Origin of the sequence: Photobacterium kishitanii (assembly GCF_003026355.1) — a bacterium.
GTDB lineage: Bacteria > Pseudomonadota > Gammaproteobacteria > Enterobacterales > Vibrionaceae > Photobacterium > Photobacterium kishitanii.
The window spans coordinates 67044-87202 of record NZ_PYON01000017.1; the positions used below are offsets into that span (position 1 = coordinate 67044).

Sequence of the window (20159 nt, forward strand, 5' to 3'; positions counted from 1 at the left end):
AAACGGCAAACATAATAAGAAGATAAAGGAAAAGGAATGCGTTTATCATCATTAATAGCCATCGCGTTATTTTCATCAAGCGCTGCGCATGCGCTCTCATTGGAAGAGTCTGTCGCATCAGCCATCGATCATAACCCGCAAATAGCGGGTCAATATGCCCGTTTTCAGTCTGTCTTACGTGAAGTAGACGGCGCACAAGCGGACTATTTACCGCAAATAAATTTTTATGCGGCAGCAGGTTATGAAGAAACTCGTTATAACAGCGGCAATAAAATCCCAACAGACGATCGCGGCATGAACCGCTCTGAAATCGGTCTAAAAGCATCACAACTTATTTTTGATGGTTTTAAAACATCTGCAAACACCAAACGTTTAAGCTATGAAGCTGAATCTGAACGTTTAACCTTATTGTCTGATGCCGAAGACATTTCGCTTGATACCACACGCTTATACATGGAGGTGCTAAAAGCGAAAACCATTCATGAGCTAACGCAGCGTAATGTCCGCGAGCATGAAGCGATTTATCAAGATATTCTCGATAAAAACTCAAAAGGTTTAAGCAGTAATTCTGACTTAGCACAAATTGCCGCTCGTGTGGCGACAGCAAAGTCATCATTAATTGCGGCAGAGAATAACCTTTACGATCTTGACGCCAAATTTATGCGTTTAGTGGGTAAACCTGCCACTAACTTGATCGCTCCTGTGGTCGATAGCGCCCTACTTCCTAGTAGTAAAGCAATTGCTATTAAACAAGGTATAAATCAACATCCAGAAATTAAAGCTTCCATTGCCGATATCAGTGCGGCACGTGAAGAAATTCGTCGAGAAAAAGGCAATTACTTCCCCGAGTTTAAACTTGAAGTACACGCAAATGCCAATGACAACGTCGGTAATACACTTGGGCCAGATCAAGATGCTCGAGTAATGCTCACCATGAATTATGACATTTACAACGGCGGCAAAACCAATGCAGATACTGAAGCCTCGGCATGGCGTCATGAAGAAGCAAGAACCATACGTTTACGGGCTGAACGTGAAGTCGTTGAAGGCACAACCCTTGCGTGGAATGCCTACAACATGTTGGAGCAACAAAAGAAACTGTTGAAGCAAAACGTTGATGCTGCAAAAGCGGCAGAAATGGGTTACGAGGAACAATTTCGTTTAGGTCGTCGTAGTCTTCTTGATGTGTTAGATGCCAAAGTTGAAGTCTTTTTAGCCCGTAAAAACTACATCAATGCCGAATATGATCACACCCTTGCTGCATATCGCATTCTTAACGCTATGGGTAAACTGACTTATGCCTTACGGGTTGAATACCCAGAACAATGGCAAGCGAAGGAGCAATAATCATGACTAAATCATTACTTTCTCTCATTTTATTACCTTTGCTTTTAACAGGCTGTGCCGAAATGCCTGATACCCAAGTGACTCGCCATCAAATCGATGATCTGCGCGATCATGATAAAGATGGTGTGATCAACCAACGTGATATGTGTGCAGACACGCCTGCTGGTACACAGGTTGATATTACAGGCTGTGCACCTTGGGAGGTGAAACCGAAATATGACATTCAAACAGTTTATTTTAACTTTGATGATGATCACATTCGCTTAGATCAAAATGAAACCTATACCCAACTATTTCATTTATTACAGCAAAAACCACAGGCAAAAGTGATCCTTGTTGGTGACACTAGCCCTGAAGGTACAAACGAATACAACAAAGCATTAGCAAAACGTCGAACAGACGTGATTAAAGATGCGCTAATTGAAAATGGTATTGCGCCCGAACGTATCTCAGAGCAAGAGTTTACGCAGGTAACTGAATTAACTAAACATCTAAAGAAGCGCGAGCGACGCACCATTGCTGTTATTACAAGCAACCAGATGGAGCCTGTAAAAAAATGGACGATTTACAGCTCTGAGCAATCAGCACAACATGCATCAACAGCACAGTGAGGGAATACTCGTGAATAAATCAACTTTAACTTACATGCTACCATTGGCGCTATTTGCTTCTACTGCTCATGCAATGATGGATAACAGTAATGTCATTGTCGTTGAAAATGAACTTAACCAAGTCGTTAATGATTTGCTTTCAACAGCGACTCTTGATGAGCACTTAAATACGGTGCTAAGTTCTGATGTTCAACATGCAATGATAAAAGAAGGGGCAAATGTTGGTATTAGCTCCCGTCGTTGGCTAGACAGTGAAGTCGCTGTTTTTAAAAGTAAATACGGCTATAAACCAACCGAATTGTACTTTACATCCGATGCTGTAGCGATTTTGGTTAATAAAGATAATCCAATTCAGTCTATTTCAATCAATGCGCTGGCTGATATTTTTGGTTGTCAGTCATCATTAATACCAATTCAATGGCAGAGTGTTAGCCCTGTACTTGTCAACAATACTGAGCTAACACAAGTAAACGCTTATTCAGTCAATGGTGATTTATCAGCACATCGTAATTTTACCAAGATGATCACCTGCTACGATGGTCAAAAAACGGCAACTAAATCTTTAAACAACCGTGAAGACTTAATCGATACCATTGAATCAAAAGAAAATGCCATTGGTTACACCGTATATAAAAGCCAAGATAAAGATATTAAACGCATTGATATTATTGATAAAAACGGTGAGATTTTTGGATTAGATCATGAAACAATTTTATCAGGCCGCTACCCGCTTGCTAACGTCTATTACATGTACCTTAATCTAGAACCCACAAATAGATCTCTATCGCCGCAGCAAACAGCCTTTGTAAATTACGTTATGACATCAGAAGCACAAACCACCTTCGAAAATAGCGGTTTTATTGGTCTGCCGCCTGCAGCAATTGAACGTAATCAAGTGGTATTAAAGCAGCAACAGCCAGAAATCCAAGGGGGATATAAATAACTCCATTTTGGCTATTTTCTATTAATCATTTACTTATAAAATAGAGAAAGCAAAGGGGCGTAAAGTTAAACTTTACACCCCTTTTTCATGCTTTTATTACGGTTTTAATTTGTATTTAAACGGCATTAGGCACTCGAAAAATACGGCGACATATTTCTAAAAACGAACCATATTACTCGTTATAGTAGTAAGTTTGATAATTAGTATCGCTCTATTAGCATTGGTGATTGCAGTATTTCAGATACGAAAAAGCCGCTGATAAATCAGCGGCTTTTCATTGTGTGGCGGAGAGATAGGGATTTGAACCCTAGATACGCTATAAACGTATGCCGGTTTTCAAGACCGGTGCTTTCAACCACTCAGCCATCTCTCCATGGCGCGTATAGTACTGCACCAATAAATAACTGTAAACAAAAAAACTGTTAACCGATTATTTTAAAAGCACTTTAGTGATTATTTTACTCAAAAACACGATTTAATAACAAAGATGACATATTAAAGATCAATAAACAGACTAATTACTGTTCAGTAGTCAGGATCTTTATTTTCGTTATCTCAGCAATGATCCGTTATAATATAGACAGTTAACCTATTTTATTAGATTGAAAAAAAACATGGCAAAAAAATCAGATTTTACGGACGAAGAATATCAAGCTTTTGCTCAATTAATGGATTCTTATAATCGAACCTTTGCAATTTCACTCACAACCCTCATTTTATCCATCCTAGGTTTTATTGTTGCCGAAACTCAAATTGGATACACAATTACTGATGCTATTCGCTGGATTTTTGGGTTATTAGTGGTATTGCCGTTAACGATTACCGTCATTGGCTCAAAACGTGATTTCAATAACCTTTCATTTAGCATGCCTAAAACAATTTTATACTCGGTACTCAATGCCGTTAGTCTTATCACGATTGCCGCTCTCGTTTTTAACCTTAGTTAATTTCCTCCTTTCAAATTTAATTCACAGATCATATCACGAGCGTCTGATAATGAACCGTTACGCACTAACGGTTCACAGACTAATACCATGATAAATAACAAATAAATAATAACATGCATTTTAAATGAATCTTTTTGGTTGCAGTGAATTATTTCGAGGTATAACATGCATACAAAATACAACTTAAAGAGTTAAGGAAATTTATAATGGCTATTCATGTTAAAAATAATATTACTTGGGTTGGGCAACGTGATTGGGAAGTTCGTGATTTTCATGGCACAGAATATAAAACCACCCGTGGCACTAGCTATAACAGTTATTTAATTCGTGAAGGCAAAAATGTACTGATCGACACTGTTGATCACAAGTTTACTTTAGCTTTTCTTCAAAATTTAGAACAAGAAATAAACCTTAACGATATTGATTACATTGTTATTAATCATGCAGAAGAAGATCATGCAGGTGCACTAACTGAATTAATGAGCCGTATCCCTAATACACCGATCTATTGTACTCAAAACGCTATTGATTCAATTGTGGGCCACCACCACCACCCTGAATGGAATTTCAACACAGTAAAAACTGGCGACACTCTTGATATTGGTAATGGTAAAGCATTAGTGTTTGTTGAAACTCCAATGCTACATTGGCCTGATAGTATGATGACTTATATGACAGAAGATGCCGTTCTATTTAGTAACGATGCTTTTGGTCAACATTATTGCGATGAGCGCCTATTTAACGACGAAGTCGACCAGAACGAACTGCTCGATCAATGCCTACGTTATTACTCAAATATTTTGACGCCTTTTAGTCCCTTAGTAACCAACAAAATTAACGAAGTATTAGGCTTTAATTTACCAGTAGACATGGTAGCAACATCACATGGCGTCATTTGGCGTGACAACCCAACTCAAATTATTGAGAAATACCTTGAATGGGCAAACCAATATCAAGAAAACCGCATCACTATTTTCTATGATTCTATGTCTAATAATACTCGTATGATGGCAGATGCAATAGCACAAGGGATCACTGAAGTTGATGATCAAGTCATTGTGCGGATCTTCAATGTTGCTCGTCACGATAAAAATGAAATTCTTGCCAATATGTTTCGCTCAAAAGGGGTACTTGTCGGTTCATCAACCATGAATAATGTCATGATGCCTAAAGTGGCTGGTTTACTTGAGGAAATCACTGGATTACGTTTTAAAAATAAAAAAGCCGGTGCATTTGGTAGTTACGGCTGGAACGGCGGTGCCGTTGATCGTATTCATGCTCGCTTAACGGACTCAGGTTTCTTTACTACTGTTAGTCTTAAAGCTAAATGGCGCCCAGATGGTAAAGCCTTACAGCAATGCCGTGATCATGGTAAACAAATTGCCAAAGAGTGGGCGGAGAATGAACGTCCTTATGACACTTATACTCCATTCTCAACCCAAATGACCCCTACAACTCATCAAAAGGTTACAACAAATACAGCTGTAATAGTTGAACATCCTTGTGCAGGCGAATCGGACATAATAGAAACTGAGACACTGAATAATTGCTGTGAGCAAGCAACGGATCTTCAAAAAATGTTATGTACTGTTTGTCAGTGGATCTACGATCCAGCATTAGGTGAGCCCAATCAAGATGTCGCTCCAGGTACGTTATGGCAAGATGTTCCTGATACTTTTCTTTGCCCTGAATGTGGTATTGGTAAAGAAGTCTTTGAACCTATTAACTAAGTAAAGTGAGGGCTAACAATGTCAAACTCAATCATTGTCATTGGTAGTGGCTTTGCTGCTTACCAATGGGTGAAATCATTTAGAAAACTTGATCAAAAGACTGCAATTACCTTAATTACAGCCGATCAAGGAGCTGATTATTCAAAGCCAGAACTAAGCCATGTGTTTAGTCGAGGCCAACAAGCAATTGACCTTATAAAACAAACAGCTATTGAATTTGCAACCGAATATAATATTGAATTGATAACCGATACTGTGGTTGACGAAATTAATACTGAATTGCAATGGGTACGTTTTAATCAACAGCAATCACACTATTCTTCATTGATTATTGCAACTGGTGCTAAATCCTTTGTCCCTAACTTTGAAGGTAATGCTATAGATAAAATCATTACATTAAATAGCCTTGATGAGTTAACACGTAGCCACTCAAAAATTAGTACAGCAAAACATATTACCGTTTTAGGTGCTGGTTTAATTGGTACTGAAATCGCTATTGATTTAGCGACGGTTGGTAAGCAAATCACCCTATGTGATAAAGCATCAGTCATAATGCCAACGTTACTACCCGAATTTATTGCTGCAGAAATGCATCAAGTATTGATTCAAAAAAATATCGATGTTCGATTAAATACTACCATCACAGAAATAAATACTGCAGATAACAAGTTGGTTGTTTCACAATCAGGAAAAGAAGATATCCATACTGATATTGTCATTGCGGCAATGGGATTAACGCCACAGATTCATTTAGCTCATCAAGCAGGAATTAGCACTAATCGTGGAATCATTGTTGACAATATGCTGCAAACTTCAGCTGCTAACGTGTACGCACTTGGAGATTGTGCTGAAATCAATGGCAAAATTAGTGCTTTTATTCAACCGATTATGTTATCCGCGTTGGCACTAGCTAAAACATTGGCAGGAACACCGACACCATTATCATTGCCTCCAATGTTAATCAAAGCCAAAACACCTTGGTTACCATTAAGTTTAGCTGGAATAACCACTGCGGCTGATATTCATTGGCATATTGAACGAGATAATGATGGTTATGTGGCTAAAGCACATACAAAAGATCAAACGTTAATCGGATTTATTGTCGCTCATAATAAACAAAAACAAGCTTTCCCGTTATTAAGGCAATTACCTTCTTCATTATAATTAACTCAAATATATCGCTATTTTCAGGCCCACTATTATTGTGGGCCTATTGTTTACGTACTATTTTCACAATTAAATAAAATCGATTTAAAGCTCATGCAATAAAAGTTAATAAAAACGTCAATAAATCTGACATATAACCATGCCAATATTGTGGTTTTTGAACGTAACGGTATTGATAAGCATGTTTACAAGACGATTATTCTTAAAAGGTACAGTGGCAACAATGGTCGCTACCTACTTGACTGGCTGTAATTCAAGTAGCAGCAACACTGATGACAATAAAAATAAAATTCATCAGGATTGGAAATTAGCGATCCTACCTGATACTCAAAAGTATTCTGAAAATAGTCCTGAACGTTACTTATCTCAAACTCAATGGATTGCTGATAATTGGAAAAATGAACGAATTCCTTTTACGATTCATTTAGGTGATTTAGTTGAACATGATGATCAACCGATAGAATGGCAAGCTGCAACCCAAGCAATGGATATTCTAGGCGCTTCAGAAAAGACGCCTTACTCCGTGTTATGTGGTAACCATGATTTAGCGGAGGGTAACGAATATGATATAAACCGACAAGATAGCGAACCATTTTTAAACTACTTTTCTCAAGATAAGCTTTTCTCAGTAACAACCTGTATCGCTGTCAGTGAGTGTGGTTTTAACAGTTGTCACCTCTTTAAAGCACCCAATAGCGATCAACAGTTTTTAGTCTTTGCTATTGATTGGAATCCATCACCACAAACATTTGATTGGGCACAACAAGTTTTAGATGATTATAAAGAGATCCCCGCCATCTTCTCGACTCATCAATTATTAAATATTGATAGTGATGGTAAAAGTCCACTTATCACCTCAAAAGGCTTTGAGTTTTGGATCGACTTTATCCACAAAAATGACCAAATATTCTTAACCATTAATGGTCACCATCATGGTGCTGCCAATATGGTTGCCCAAAACGCCTATGGCCGTGATGTACTCATGATGGTCGTCGACTACCAAGCCATGTATTGGGGTGGAAATGGTATGTTGCGTACTATTGGTTTCGACTACAGTAATAATAAATTAGTTATACGCTCCTTCTCACCTTGGGTGCAAAATATACCAGAAGATGAACGCACACCTTTCGATCTTCCTGATCTTACTGACGAAGGCAATCATTTTGAGTTTCCAATCAATTTCAATGAACGTTTTAGTCATTTAAATGAGGGTGAGCTTATTACTCCCCCAGGTCTTATTGATGGCACTATTGGCTATTGGTTGTTAGATCAAGAAAATATGATGCGTGTTGATAATGAAGGCGATATCACTACCATGTTTCAAGATTTATCAGGCAATGGTAGTCATTTTAAAATGCAGCCTAGAAAAGCAAATCAAGCCGCACTAAATACCTATTTTGAATTTTCAACATCCAAACCTAATAGCGGTAATTCATCAGGTTCCATTTTACTGAAAGGAAATAAAACCACAGATAGCGGCGCTTATTTATCCACACTCGGCACGGCTATTACACAAAATAACTGGGAACAAGGCTATACCATCGAGACTTTTCTCCAACTACCTGATGATTGGGAGAGTGATCGCTCTCGCTGGGGAGGTATTTTTTGCCAACAAACCAGTTGTCATGACTTTAACCCGAATGGCGGTGAAGATCCGGCGATTGTTATGGCCATTTCTTCCTTGCGAGAAATGCAATGGGTAACCATGGATAATAAAAAGCAAGACACAACAACAGCTTGGTCATGGGATCTCGGCACATCACGCTGGTTCCATATCGCTATTATTAACGATAGTCGATTCACGAAGATGTACATTGATGGTATTGAAGTTATGCGCAACCCAGAACAACAAAGTACTGGTATTGCTATAAAAGAAAATGCCAATTGGTTAATTGGATCTTCTTGCTCAAATGGTGAACTACATAATCCATTGTATGGCTACGTTAGTGAGCTAAGAATTGCTAATCGAGCACTAACACTTAACGAATTACTCTTTAATAACTAACCATTATTTTATGTGTTCACATTAACTGGCAGCAATCTCAATAAGCCCGCTAATGGCTGCGGGCATCTCATCACATGTATCATTAACCTTATTCAATTTTTATCTTTTCACTGCCACTCATTCCAGCAATTGATAAACCGTATTAATGCCACGTTCAATCACGAAACATGCTTACGCGGAATTTGTGAAGCGATATCGCATTCTCTGGATCACGAGCAAAAGCTTAATATTGCGTTGACGGTGCTCTTACATAACAGCTTTATTATCCCGCGCATCTTAACCGAGCACATCTTCTTTTTATTCGTTAAAGGAACTCGAATAGTGAGCAAACTTAAACTTTTATCATTAAGCCTAGCCGTTTCCGTTGCATTATTTGGCTGCAATAATGATGATGAACATCACCATGATGATCACAAAGTTATCGACGGTAAAACGTTAACCAATACACCAGAAGTTATTAAAAAAGGCGACCAGCAGCTTAATAAACAAACCATTACATTAGCGGCTACGTCTGACTTACATGGTCGCCTACGTGGTTATGACTATGCCATTGATTCTGAAGACAAACATGCTGGTTTAACTCGTATTGCCACTATCTTAGAGCAACAACGCACTTTAGATCCTAACCTTATTCTTTTTGATATCGGCGATACAGTTCAAGGTAACTCAGCGCAGTTATTTAATGATATGGAAACGCACCCAATGATCGGCGCGTTACAATATCTAAATTATGATTTATGGGTACCGGGTAACCATGAATTTAACTTCGATCGTTCATTCCTTGATCGTAACTTAGAAAACTTTGATGGTGCGGTCATTTCGAGCAACATCAAGTGGGAATCTAACGATAAAAACTATCTCCGTGGTTTCCAAATCTATAACGTTAACGGCTGTAAGGTTGCGGTAATCGGTCTGACCCCTTCTTATGTACCTAACTGGGAAGCATCAGCACCAGAGCACTTTAAAGGGCTTAAATTTGAAGATGAACTCAATGCGACTCGCGCTGTTATTGACGATGTTATAGCCCGCCATAAACCCGATATTATTGTCGGTGCGCTGCACTTAGGTCGAACAGATCAAGGTATCGGTGTGTATGATATTGCCGCTGATCTTGCTGATAAATTCGATGTCATTATGGCGGGTCATGAGCATGCTACCTATATCGAAACAGTAAAAAAAGATCACCCACAAGGCATGAATATCAGTGTTAAAGGTGGCTTAGTCGAAGATAAAGCAAAGTCAGGTAATTATAACGATAGCAATCGCCAGCAATCAGTGAAAATCATTGAACCGGGTAAATGGGGCTCTGATTTAGCGATGGCAAAAATTGAAGTAGAAAAAGACGCGGCTGGTAAATGGAAAATTATTGATACCACCCTCTCAAACCTTGACACTAAAACTGTCAATGAAGATCAGAACATGGTTGACGAATACCAAGATATTCATAATCGCTCAATTCAAAATGCTCGCGAAACGCTTGGGGTTGTTGATGGTGATTTTGTTCACGGTGGCGGTGCTGATGAAGCGACTAATGACGATTTCTTTGTTGATGATCTTGGCCCTCGCTTATACAGCACCATTCACAAAGCCAAAATACAAGATAGCGCCCTGATTGATTTAATTCAGTTCATCGAGCGTGAAAAATCAGGGGCTACCATTTCAGCAGCCGCACTATTTAGCGACACCTCAAGCTTACGCGATGGTCAATATTACCAACGTAAAGACTCAGCAAACCTCTACAAATACGACAACGCACTCATTGGTGTCAACATCACTGGCGCGCACCTAAAACAATACATGGAGTGGTCATACAACTACTTCAATACTTATAAAGATGGCGATCTGACGGTTTCATTTAACCCTGAAGTGCAAGCATACAACTATGACTTATTTGATGGCGCAATTGAATATACGGTAGATCTAACAAAACCTGCAGGTGAGCGGGTGGATATTACTCTTATCGATGGTAAAGCCTTTGATCCAACAGCAAGCTACAAACTGGCGCTGAACTCTTACCGCTTTGGTACGCAAGGGATCACCAACGGTTGGTTTACTAAAGATGATGTATTTTACGATTCAAGTGATGCAACAGTACCTGCAATTCGAGATATGCTCACTGCTTATGTAACTGAGCACAACGGTATTAGCTTAAATGACGAGCACCTAAATACCACCAATAACTGGCATATTCTACAGTTAGCACCAAACGGTGAGATTTCTAAAAACCGTGCAGATAACAAAATCTGGCAACAGTTTACCAATAAGCAACTGTGTATCCATATCAACCCAGATAACGTCAAATACCCAAGTATTAGTCATGCGCTAAATACTAATGATACAAACAGTTACTTCGTCAACAAAGCGTATAAAGCAGACGGTAGCGCGTCTAAAGAAGCCCTAAATCTCGGCTGTAGTTGGACTAACGATCCAAACAACCAGGGTTAATCTTTATACGTTTGCGTAAAACAAGCGGTAGAGATGCTCTACCGCTTTTATTTCTCTGATCATATTCGTGAGCCACATGTTTCAAAAATATATTTTCCCGCTGATTATTTTAACGATCTCAACCGCTATCTTTATATTCTCCCCTTCGTTGAGCCAATCTTTTCACCCCAAGCAGACCCAATCCCAACATTTTGTTTCTGCTAAAGTCGATACCATCATCGATGAAAATGTATTTGAAGATGATTTAGCACCAGGAATTTATCGTGGCACGCAACACCTTAAAGTTACAGTATTAACAGGTGAACATGCCAATGAAAGTGTTGAAATTAATAACCCATTAAGTCGCCAGCATAATGTTTTATTAAATAAAGGCTCTGAGTTTATTTTATTGATCCGTGAAACTCTGCATGGCAGCCATTTTTGGGCGTTTAATCATCAGCGCTCAACGGCAATTTATACCATGGCTGCAGTATTTATTGGGCTGATTTTTATATTTGGTGGCCGTGCTGGATTACATGCTATTATTTCGTTATATTTCACAGCAGCACTGATTATTGGTGTTCTAATTCCAGCCATCTTTAATGGCATCAACCCTGCTTTAATAACCATAGTGCTAATGGCTATAAAAATCATCATTAACTTTATTCTTGTTTCTGGCTATAACAAAAAGAGCTTATGCGCCATTTTAGGTACACTCGTTGGCGTTATTATGGCAGGAATTTTTGCACAACTGTTTGGTGAATGGGCGCATTTATCGGGTATTTACTTAGATAAAGGTGAAGATGTGATATACCTTGCCGCCAATAAACCTATTCAAATTCGTTGGTTGATGTTTGTTACTATTATGATTGCCGCTCTCGGTGCCGTAATGGATGTAGCAATATCTATTGCTTCTTCCTATCAAGAACTTCAACAAGCCAACCTTAAACTGTCTGCAAAACAGTTAATGCTAGCCACAATGAACATCGGTAAAGACATCATGGGAACGATGACTAATACCTTGATTCTTGCTTTTGCTGGCAGCTCATTAACCACCATTATGATGGTATGGGGACTTTCAATGCCTGCCGCTCAATTTATGAATACTCCAGTTATTGCGTTAAGTATCATTCACGGTTTAGCTGGTAGTATTGGTATTGTGTTAACCATTCCTTTCACCGCTTTTATTGCGACGAAGATCTTTCATCAACAAAATTCAAGATAGAATACGATTTTTCCAATAAAAAGCACCAACTGAACTAAAAGGGAATTGCACAGCGATCGATGAATCACTATTTAAGAGCTCATACCCTACTACTACCAAATTTTAGACGTAAAAAAGCCCGCGATTACTTGCGGGCTTTTCTATTTGGCTCCCTCTACTGGACTTGAACCAGTGACATGTGAATTAACAGGCCGCTAATCTTCCCAATAAAGAAGCACCAACTGAACTAAGAGGGAATTGCACAGCGATCGATGAATCACGATTTAAGAGCTCATACCCTACTACTACCAAATTTTAGACGTAAAAAAGCCCGCAATTACTTGCGGGCTTCTTTATTTGGCTCCCTCTACTGGACTTGAACCAATGACATACGGATTAACAGGCCGCTAATCTCCCCAATAAAGAAGCACCAACTGAACTAAGAGGGAATTGTTTGGTGGTGGGATCTAGCACCTTGCAACCTCAAAACCTAATTTCACCAATTTCCAAACGTAAAAAAGCCCGCAATTGCTTGCGGGCTTTTTTATTTGGCTCCCTCTACTGGACTTGAACCAGTGACATACGGATTAACAGTCCGGCGTTCTACCAACTGAACTAAGAGGGAATTGTTTGGAGCAGGTAGCGGGAATCGAACCCGCATCTCAAGCTTGGAAGGCTGGAGTAATAGCCATTATACGATACCTGCGATGTATCTTTACAAATTATGGTGGTGGGAGAAGGATTCGAACCTTCGAAGGCAGTGCCGGCAGATTTACAATCTGCTCCCTTTGGCCACTCGGGAATCCCACCGAAATTTATGGTGCCGACTACCGGAGTCGAACTGGTGACCTACTGATTACAAGTCAGTTGCTCTACCTACTGAGCTAAGTCGGCACACTAATTTCTTTTTTATTGCTAAGTCAAAACTCAACAATTAAATTTGGCGGAGAGATAGGGATTTGAACCCTAGATACGCTATAAACGTATGCCGGTTTTCAAGACCGGTGCTTTCAACCACTCAGCCATCTCTCCAATACCGAGAATAATATAGCTATCGACTTTATCTGTAAAGAGATAATATTAAAATCACAGCCAAGTGATCGGTTGTTAATCAAAATTTATTATTATCAATCACTTTGACTGTTTTAGAAGCACTATAATAATATTCTCTAGTAAAACCATAAATACAGATTATTCAATATTAATAATTATGCATATTTGTTTTTAACAATAAATACCACATAAAGCAATAACCACCCTATTGACACTAATATTTGACCAAAAAAAAGCACATTTCACACTATTGATTAATATAGGTTTACTCAGAGTAATATTATATTTTCATTTTTCTTTGCAATAAAAAGGTAATTATCACTTTCTACTAAACTAACACTCAACGATTAACTAAGTAAGAAGGATGGTTCTACAATGAAATTAACCACTGTAAATAATTACCAACCATTTAATAAATTAGCCACATTATCACTTGCTTCAGTTTTTTTATTTTCTGCACATGTCCAATCGACTGAACTTGAAATATCTATCGTCAATGCAACTAAAAATATCTATTTCACACCGTTACTTATTGCTGCTCATTCTGAATCTTCACCACGTTTATTTCAGCTGGGTACAACAGCTTCCGCAGAAATAAAAGCCATGGCTGAAGGTGGTAATATTAGTGGATTATCATCATTTGTGTCGAATAATGGTGGCATTACTATAGAAAATCCAGCAAGTGGCATATTAAACCCGGGAGTATCAACAACAGCCACAATAACCACAACAACAGAAACACATCTATCTTTAACCGCTATGTTACTTCCAACAAACGATGGTTTCGTTGGTTTAGATAGCTGGGAAATACCTTCTACAGCAGGAACTTATACCATCATACTAAATGGTTATGATGCAGGCACAGAAGCGAATGATGAGTTAGCATCAAGTATGCCTAATCCCCCATTTATTACGTTTGGCTCAGGAGGTACAGGCGTTGAAACGACATCACATAATACTAAAATTCATATTCACTCTGGTAACTTAGGCGATGGTGATTCGACAGGAGGTTTGAGTGATCTTGACTATTCATCTCACCGCTGGCTAAACCCTGTAGCTATCATGACAATAACGGTAAAATAAGGAGTTTGTGATGAAGTTACATCTATTCCCCATACTAGCAAGCATTATTATTTTATCTGGATGCCCTAATAGCCATGATAATTCATCGAATACAAAAAAATATACCGTAACCGTTACAAACCTCACTAATAATCAACCATTATCACCTGTAACAGCGATTGCTTATAATAACGACTACAAACTATTTAGTATTGGTTCACCCGCATCAATCAGCTTAGAAAAGCTAGCTGAATCTGGAGATAACAGTGATTATATTGCAAGTAAAGAGACAAACAAAAACGTATTAGATGCTGTATCTGGTGCTGGAATTATTCTCCCCGGTAGTAGTGACACAGTCTCATTAACCACCTCGACGAATACTGATACTTATTTATCCGTTGCTAGTATGCTAGTTAATACTAATGATGGATTTATTGCGGATAATAAACAGGTTTTAAGTACACTCGCTAAAGGTGATTCTATCACGGTTAAACTTAATGTTTGGGATAGTGGTACAGAAGCCAATAGTGAAACCGCAGCAACTATTCCAGGTCCTGCTGGCGAAGGCGAAGGATTTAATAGCGTTAGAGATGACACGCAGGATCAAGTTACATTACATTCAGGTGTTATTACAACTGAAGATGGATTAACTACATCAACCTTAAATTCAACTCATCGTTTTTTAAATCCAGCTGCGCAAGTTACAATCACTCGAACTGAATAATATTATTCAACTTATTTAGTAAACCCATTTTATTAATAATATTCAGACCTAAAAAGCCCGCAGTCACTTGCGGCTTTTTTATTTACACCATAAATATATGTCTGTTATCCATATCAGTGCTTCAGTCACTAATAAACTTTATTTTTACTCCTCTATCACAAAGAATAGCTAGAGCTCGTTGTATGATAACTGCACATATATAATATTTTATTGATGTTATCATATCGATTATTTATACATAGATGTAACAAAAAGTTTCATTAATCACATTTATCTCCATTTATTATGCTAAAAAATCAACAAGTTAAAACATGGCCTAACTTTATTTATCGATACGAGAAATATCAATAATTATGAGATATTCTGTTTATCTCGTATAAACAGCGCCACAAAAGGATAAAAGCAATATTTATCCATTACTATAAAATATTAATTAATGTCATTGATTATGAAGTCATACAATATACTGCTATTTGCTCTAATGTTAGTCACATCAACCAACGTACTTGCATCGCAACCTACAATGTTAGATGAAAACATAAAACTCGATGCTGCCACTGATAAATTTTATAGCTATTTGATCGAGTCTAAAGGCTTTCAATGTGAAAAATTAAAAGTATCAGGATTTATGTTTGGTCATGCACATGGCTTACCAACTGAACCTCAATTAACCACACAGCCTAATAACTTATGTTTATTAGAAGGTCTTTATTTTAATATGCGTGGTCAGTGGAAAGTAAAACTATCGAACGGTGATGATGTTGTATCAGATTACTCGTTCTCTATTTAGTGGGATTTTTATTGTTCTCATAATTATGCTATTAATATTATATAGCTATATCAACAATAAAAATAACACACCAGAATTTACATCTTTAGAAATCGATTTAATAAAAGAAAGCTTATTAGATGAAAGGTTAAGAAATTATCAATTTAATATTAATAATATACCGTCTGATTCTAAAGAAAACTTAGGCTTTTTACTATTCAATGATAATAAATTAAGTAGCAAGGGAAATATTAGTTGTGCGTCTTGTCATGTTCCTGAATCTAATTTCCATGATATCAATAATATCAGCCACGAAGTATTAAAGCGGAATATCAAAGCGCCTAGTTTAAGAGGTGTTCACGAACAACCATGGTTTTTTTGGGATGGGCGAACAGATTCGCTATGGGCTCAAATTTTAGATGCATTAAAAATCGATCATAAATTAACACCTGAGTTAGCCGTTCATTATGTATGCGACAACTATATGAATGATTTCAAACAAACACTGACATTTTGTAATTCAGCAATGACCACTAAGGAGAAGTTCACCCAAATAGGTAAAGCGATTGCAAGCTATGTGGCAAAAATTGACCATACATGGACTCGATATGATGAGTTTATCTACACTACATTTATTAAAAAAGAGCCAACTAGCACTGCCCTTTCTTATAATGAAATAGAGGGCTTAAAACTCTTTTTAAGCCGAGAAAAAACAGGATGTGTGGATTGTCACAGTGGTAAGAGATTTACGAATAATAGTTTCTTTGCCATTGGTACAGGGAATGATGCTAATTTTGACCGATTAACTGGAATACAAAAATATCAAGCATCAGAGTTTAAATGTGCAGATTGGGATACTAGTTCAAACTGCATGAATTCTAAATATATGAGGACATCTGGGCCAGACTTAAAAGGTGCTTATAAAGTTCCGTCTCTCAGAAACTTAAACAATGCTCCTCGCCTTATGCATGATGGTAGATTTAATAATTTAGAACAAGTACTCAATCATTATATGTATCCAACAGGGTATATGAATGATTATGTGGATGTTACACCAGTACGATTAATGCCCCATGAACGAAAACAATTAATTCAGTTTATCCATTCCTTAAATGATCCATTTATCCCAACAGGTAAATAAATGCAATATCGACATATTTTTTTATTATTAACACTTTTATTTTCACTACCTTCACAGGCACACGTTCAATGGTTTGTTGCACCAGAAGACATGAAAGATGTCTATTTTGAATTCGACTTCTTTTATGCCACAGTGTTTGCTTTTATCACCATCTTTACTGTATTAGCAGTTTGGTTAACACGTCTTGAAACGAAGCCTGATTTTATAAAAACTCTGATGGGAGCTGAAGTTAATCTCAGCCGTCGAGTATATGTTATGGTATTTGTATTCATCCAAATGATCTTCTTTTCTATTCAAGTTATTAAAGGAGGATTCATTGCACCAAATATCGTATTAACACCTGAATTTATTTTATTTGGATTAATCTCCCAATTATTAATTGTACTCATTGCGTCAATCAGCATATCCCTATCAGGCGTAATGGTTGTTATGACTTCATTATTAATGGTTTTATTAACACCTTGGGAAATTTGGGTTAACTATGTATTTGAATTTGTCGCTATTGGTATTTTCATGTTACTTACGGGCTCTTACGTTTCTACGATTGATAAACAATTCATCAATAAATTTACGACAAAAAACGCAGATGAATTATGGCTTTCAGCAGTAACAATATTACGTATTGGTATTGGCGCTCAACTTGCTATCCTTGCACTAACAGAAAAACTCATTTATCCAGGCCTTGCTGTTGTCTTTATTGAAATGTTCCCGTTTTACAATATATTCCCTCAAATTGGTTTAAACGCTGGTACAGATATGCATTTTGTCTTCTTTATCGGTATCTGTGAGCTATCACTAGGGCTATTATTAATGTCAGGTGTTGCCAACCGCTTAACGATGATCATGTTAACTTTTGCTTTCGTTACTACAGCAATAATTCATGGTATACACGAAGTCGAAGGACACTTACCTATTTTTGCTGCGGCATTTGTACTACTTCTTACGCAACGTAACGAACAAGCAAAATTGCGTACAGAGCCTGTTAATACTAACTTCGTATATTCTTAACCACATCAAATAAATAACTATACAAAAAGCCCGCAATTGCTTGCGGGCTTTTCTATTTGGCTCCCTCTACTGGACTTGAACCAGTGACACACGGATTAACAGACCGCCAATCTTCCCAATAAAGAAGCACCAACCGAACTAAGAGGGAATTGTATATCAATGGAAGAACCACTATTTGAACGCCACCCCCCTACTGTTACCAAATTTTAGACGTAAAAAAGCCCGCAATTACTTGCGGGCTTTCTTATTTGGCTCCCTCTACTGGACTTGAACCAGTGACATGTGAATTAACAGGCCGCTAATCTCTCCAATAAAGAAGCACCAACTGAACTAACAGGGAATTGTATGATGGTGGATGATCGAACCTTAAGTACTAACACCCTACTTTCACTAAATTTTAGATGTAAAAAAGCCCGCAATTGCTTGCGGGCTTTCTTATTTGGCTCCCTCTACTGGACTTGAACCAGTGACATACGGATTAACAGTCCGGCGTTCTACCAACTGAACTAAGAGGGAATTATATGGTGGTGGGAGAAGGATTCGAACCTTCGAAGGCAGTGCCGGCAGATTTACAATCTGCTCCCTTTGGCCACTCGGGAATCCCACCGAAATTTTATGGTGCCGACTACCGGAGTCGAACTGGTGACCTACTGATTACAAGTCAGTTGCTCTACCTACTGAGCTAAGTCGGCACAAATTTCGTTACATAGCATGTTAATTAATTAACACTATGTCTTTATGTTGGCGGAGCGGACGGGACTCGAACCCGCGACCCCCGGCGTGACAGGCCGGTATTCTAACCAACTGAACTACCGCTCCAATTCTTTATGAAACCCGATAAATCGAATCTTCAGAATTTGGCGGAGAGATAGGGATTTGAACCCTAGATACGCTATAAACGTATGCCGGTTTTCAAGACCGGTGCTTTCAACCACTCAGCCATCTCTCCAATGCCGCGTATAATATAGTGCTGACCTTTCCCTGTAAAGCAATAATATTAAAAAGATTTTCAAGTGATCATCTATTAATCAAAAAACATTAATATTACTCATATTGATGTTTTATAAAACAAAAAATACAGCAAATAAACATAATCACCCTGACTGTTACGGAACATACTGATAAATTAAACACCCCTATATCTTCATTGCTGGCAGCCAATCTTTATCACGAATAAAATTTGCTACGCTGACACGAATAATCTTCCCAATAAAGAGCACCAACTGAACTAACAGGGAATTGTATGGGTAGTGGATGATCAAACCTTAAGTGCTAAACACCCTATTTTCACTAATTTTTAGCTGTAAAAAAGCCCGCAATTACTTGCGGGCTTTTCTATTTGGCCCCTCTACTGGACTTGAACCAGTGACATGTGAATTAACAGGCCGCTAATCTTCCCAATAAAGAAGCGCCAACTGAACTAAGAGATAATTAATAGCGATAGATAAACTACTATTCGAGTGCTAAACACCCTATTACTATCAAATTTTAGACATAAAAAAGCCCGCAATTACTTGCGGGCTTTTTTATTTGGCTCCCTCTACTGGACTTGAACCAGTGACATGTGAATTAACAGGCCGCTAATCTCTCCAATAAAGAAGCACCAACTGAACTAACAGGGAATTGTATGATGGTGGATGATCAAACCTTAAGTACTAACACCCTACTTTCACTAAATTTTAGATGTAAAAAAGCCCGCAATTGCTTGCGGGCTTTTTTATTTGGCTCCCTCTACTGGACTTGAACCAGTGACATACGGATTAACAGTCCGGCGTTCTACCAACTGAACTAAGAGGGAATTGTATGGTGGTGGGAGAAGGATTCGAACCTTCGAAGGCAGTGCCGGCAGATTTACAATCTGCTCCCTTTGGCCACTCGGGAATCCCACCGAAATTTTATGGTGCCGACTACCGGAGTCGAACTGGTGACCTACTGATTACAAGTCAGTTGCTCTACCTACTGAGCTAAGTCGGCACAAAATTTCGTTACATAGCATGTTAATTAATTAACACTATGTCTTTATG

At 38.1% G+C, this 20159-nt stretch carries 14 protein-coding genes and 17 tRNA genes; 14 read left to right on the forward strand and 17 right to left on the reverse strand.

The annotated features are described in order from the left end of the window. Nucleotides 1-36 precede the first annotated feature (36 nt). From C0W29_RS16855 to C0W29_RS16865, 3 genes are read left to right on the forward strand one after another with little or no spacing between them, the layout of a single operon-like run. Nucleotides 37-1347, forward strand: coding sequence for a TolC family outer membrane protein (locus C0W29_RS16855; RefSeq protein ID WP_045045798.1), 1311 nt, complete (start codon nucleotides 37-39; stop codon nucleotides 1345-1347). Between the two features lie 2 nt (nucleotides 1348-1349). Then, nucleotides 1350-1958, forward strand: coding sequence for an OmpA family protein (locus tag C0W29_RS16860; protein WP_045045797.1), 609 nt, complete (start codon nucleotides 1350-1352; stop codon nucleotides 1956-1958). A 10-nt stretch (nucleotides 1959-1968) separates the two neighbouring features. Beyond that, nucleotides 1969-2901 (forward strand): PstS family phosphate ABC transporter substrate-binding protein, encoded by a 933-nt coding sequence (locus tag C0W29_RS16865; protein WP_045045796.1) that lies wholly within the window; start codon nucleotides 1969-1971, stop codon nucleotides 2899-2901. A gap of 282 nt (nucleotides 2902-3183) precedes the next feature. Here the strand turns inward: C0W29_RS16865 and C0W29_RS16870 are convergent. Beyond that, nucleotides 3184-3274 (reverse strand) — tRNA-Ser (locus C0W29_RS16870). A 241-nt stretch (nucleotides 3275-3515) separates the two neighbouring features. On the opposite strand from C0W29_RS16870, the gene C0W29_RS16875 reads away from it, so the two are divergent. The 6 genes from C0W29_RS16875 to C0W29_RS16900 all read left to right on the forward strand — a co-directional run bounded on the left by C0W29_RS16875 (nucleotide 3516) and on the right by C0W29_RS16900 (nucleotide 12399). Further along, a complete protein-coding gene (locus C0W29_RS16875) occupies nucleotides 3516-3848 on the forward strand; it encodes a hypothetical protein (RefSeq protein WP_045045795.1) in 333 nt (110 codons plus the stop codon). Between the two features lie 206 nt (nucleotides 3849-4054). Continuing rightward, nucleotides 4055-5578, forward strand: a complete 1524-nt coding sequence (norV, locus tag C0W29_RS16880) for an anaerobic nitric oxide reductase flavorubredoxin (RefSeq protein WP_045045794.1) — start codon at nucleotides 4055-4057, stop codon at nucleotides 5576-5578. 18 nt (nucleotides 5579-5596) lie between these two features. Further along, a complete protein-coding gene (norW, locus tag C0W29_RS16885) occupies nucleotides 5597-6742 on the forward strand; it encodes an NADH:flavorubredoxin reductase NorW (RefSeq protein WP_045045793.1) in 1146 nt (381 codons plus the stop codon). A gap of 184 nt (nucleotides 6743-6926) precedes the next feature. Continuing rightward, on the forward strand, nucleotides 6927-8750 hold the full coding sequence (locus C0W29_RS16890) for a LamG-like jellyroll fold domain-containing protein (protein ID WP_235869044.1): 1824 nt from the start codon (nucleotides 6927-6929) through the stop codon (nucleotides 8748-8750). Nucleotides 8751-9071: 321 nt separating this feature from the next. Next, the gene (locus tag C0W29_RS16895) at nucleotides 9072-11195 is read left to right on the forward strand and encodes a bifunctional metallophosphatase/5'-nucleotidase (protein ID WP_045045791.1); all 2124 of its coding nucleotides are present in this window, start codon (nucleotides 9072-9074) and stop codon (nucleotides 11193-11195) included. Between the two features lie 76 nt (nucleotides 11196-11271). Next, nucleotides 11272-12399: a YibE/F family protein gene (locus tag C0W29_RS16900; RefSeq protein WP_045045790.1), complete on the forward strand. Its 1128-nt coding sequence runs from the start codon at nucleotides 11272-11274 to the stop codon at nucleotides 12397-12399. A 145-nt stretch (nucleotides 12400-12544) separates the two neighbouring features. Here C0W29_RS16900 and C0W29_RS16905 read toward each other — a convergent pair. The 7 genes from C0W29_RS16905 to C0W29_RS16935 all read right to left on the reverse strand — a co-directional run bounded on the left by C0W29_RS16905 (nucleotide 12545) and on the right by C0W29_RS16935 (nucleotide 13410). Beyond that, a tRNA-Asn gene (locus tag C0W29_RS16905) sits at nucleotides 12545-12635 on the reverse strand. A gap of 101 nt (nucleotides 12636-12736) precedes the next feature. After that, nucleotides 12737-12827, reverse strand: a tRNA-Asn gene (locus tag C0W29_RS16910). A 100-nt stretch (nucleotides 12828-12927) separates the two neighbouring features. After that, nucleotides 12928-13003 (reverse strand) — tRNA-Asn (locus tag C0W29_RS16915). Between the two features lie 6 nt (nucleotides 13004-13009). Next, a tRNA-Gly gene (locus C0W29_RS16920) sits at nucleotides 13010-13084 on the reverse strand. A 19-nt stretch (nucleotides 13085-13103) separates the two neighbouring features. Continuing rightward, nucleotides 13104-13188 (reverse strand) — tRNA-Tyr (locus C0W29_RS16925). Between the two features lie 8 nt (nucleotides 13189-13196). Then, nucleotides 13197-13272, reverse strand: a tRNA-Thr gene (locus C0W29_RS16930). A 47-nt stretch (nucleotides 13273-13319) separates the two neighbouring features. Beyond that, nucleotides 13320-13410 (reverse strand) — tRNA-Ser (locus tag C0W29_RS16935). 396 nt (nucleotides 13411-13806) lie between these two features. Between C0W29_RS16935 and C0W29_RS16940 the strand changes: the two genes are divergently transcribed. The 5 genes from C0W29_RS16940 to C0W29_RS16960 all read left to right on the forward strand — a co-directional run bounded on the left by C0W29_RS16940 (nucleotide 13807) and on the right by C0W29_RS16960 (nucleotide 18135). Continuing rightward, entirely contained in the window at nucleotides 13807-14514 is a 708-nt protein-coding gene (locus C0W29_RS16940; protein ID WP_045045878.1) for a spondin domain-containing protein, read from the forward strand. A gap of 10 nt (nucleotides 14515-14524) precedes the next feature. Beyond that, nucleotides 14525-15217, forward strand: coding sequence for a spondin domain-containing protein (locus C0W29_RS16945; protein WP_045045879.1), 693 nt, complete (start codon nucleotides 14525-14527; stop codon nucleotides 15215-15217). 448 nt (nucleotides 15218-15665) lie between these two features. Continuing rightward, nucleotides 15666-16007, forward strand: coding sequence for a hypothetical protein (locus tag C0W29_RS16950; RefSeq protein ID WP_146146376.1), 342 nt, complete (start codon nucleotides 15666-15668; stop codon nucleotides 16005-16007). After that, complete coding sequence (locus C0W29_RS16955; protein WP_080895482.1) at nucleotides 15973-17127, forward strand: cytochrome-c peroxidase; 1155 nt, start codon at nucleotides 15973-15975, stop codon at nucleotides 17125-17127. Before C0W29_RS16950 ends, C0W29_RS16955 begins: the two co-directional genes overlap by 35 nt. Beyond that, a complete protein-coding gene (locus C0W29_RS16960) occupies nucleotides 17128-18135 on the forward strand; it encodes a hypothetical protein (RefSeq protein WP_045045880.1) in 1008 nt (335 codons plus the stop codon). 57 nt (nucleotides 18136-18192) lie between these two features. Here C0W29_RS16960 and C0W29_RS21655 read toward each other — a convergent pair. The 9 genes from C0W29_RS21655 to C0W29_RS17010 all read right to left on the reverse strand — a co-directional run bounded on the left by C0W29_RS21655 (nucleotide 18193) and on the right by C0W29_RS17010 (nucleotide 20109). Continuing rightward, nucleotides 18193-18283, reverse strand: a tRNA-Asn gene (locus C0W29_RS21655). A gap of 292 nt (nucleotides 18284-18575) precedes the next feature. Continuing rightward, a tRNA-Asn gene (locus C0W29_RS16970) sits at nucleotides 18576-18651 on the reverse strand. A 6-nt stretch (nucleotides 18652-18657) separates the two neighbouring features. Further along, a tRNA-Tyr gene (locus tag C0W29_RS16975) sits at nucleotides 18658-18742 on the reverse strand. Between the two features lie 9 nt (nucleotides 18743-18751). After that, nucleotides 18752-18827 (reverse strand) — tRNA-Thr (locus C0W29_RS16980). Between the two features lie 50 nt (nucleotides 18828-18877). Further along, nucleotides 18878-18954: transfer RNA gene (locus tag C0W29_RS16985), tRNA-Asp, on the reverse strand. Between the two features lie 39 nt (nucleotides 18955-18993). Continuing rightward, a tRNA-Ser gene (locus C0W29_RS16990) sits at nucleotides 18994-19084 on the reverse strand. 773 nt (nucleotides 19085-19857) lie between these two features. Beyond that, nucleotides 19858-19933, reverse strand: a tRNA-Asn gene (locus C0W29_RS17000). Nucleotides 19934-19939: 6 nt separating this feature from the next. Next, nucleotides 19940-20024: transfer RNA gene (locus C0W29_RS17005), tRNA-Tyr, on the reverse strand. 9 nt (nucleotides 20025-20033) lie between these two features. Beyond that, nucleotides 20034-20109: transfer RNA gene (locus C0W29_RS17010), tRNA-Thr, on the reverse strand. Nucleotides 20110-20159: the final 50 nt, after the last annotated feature.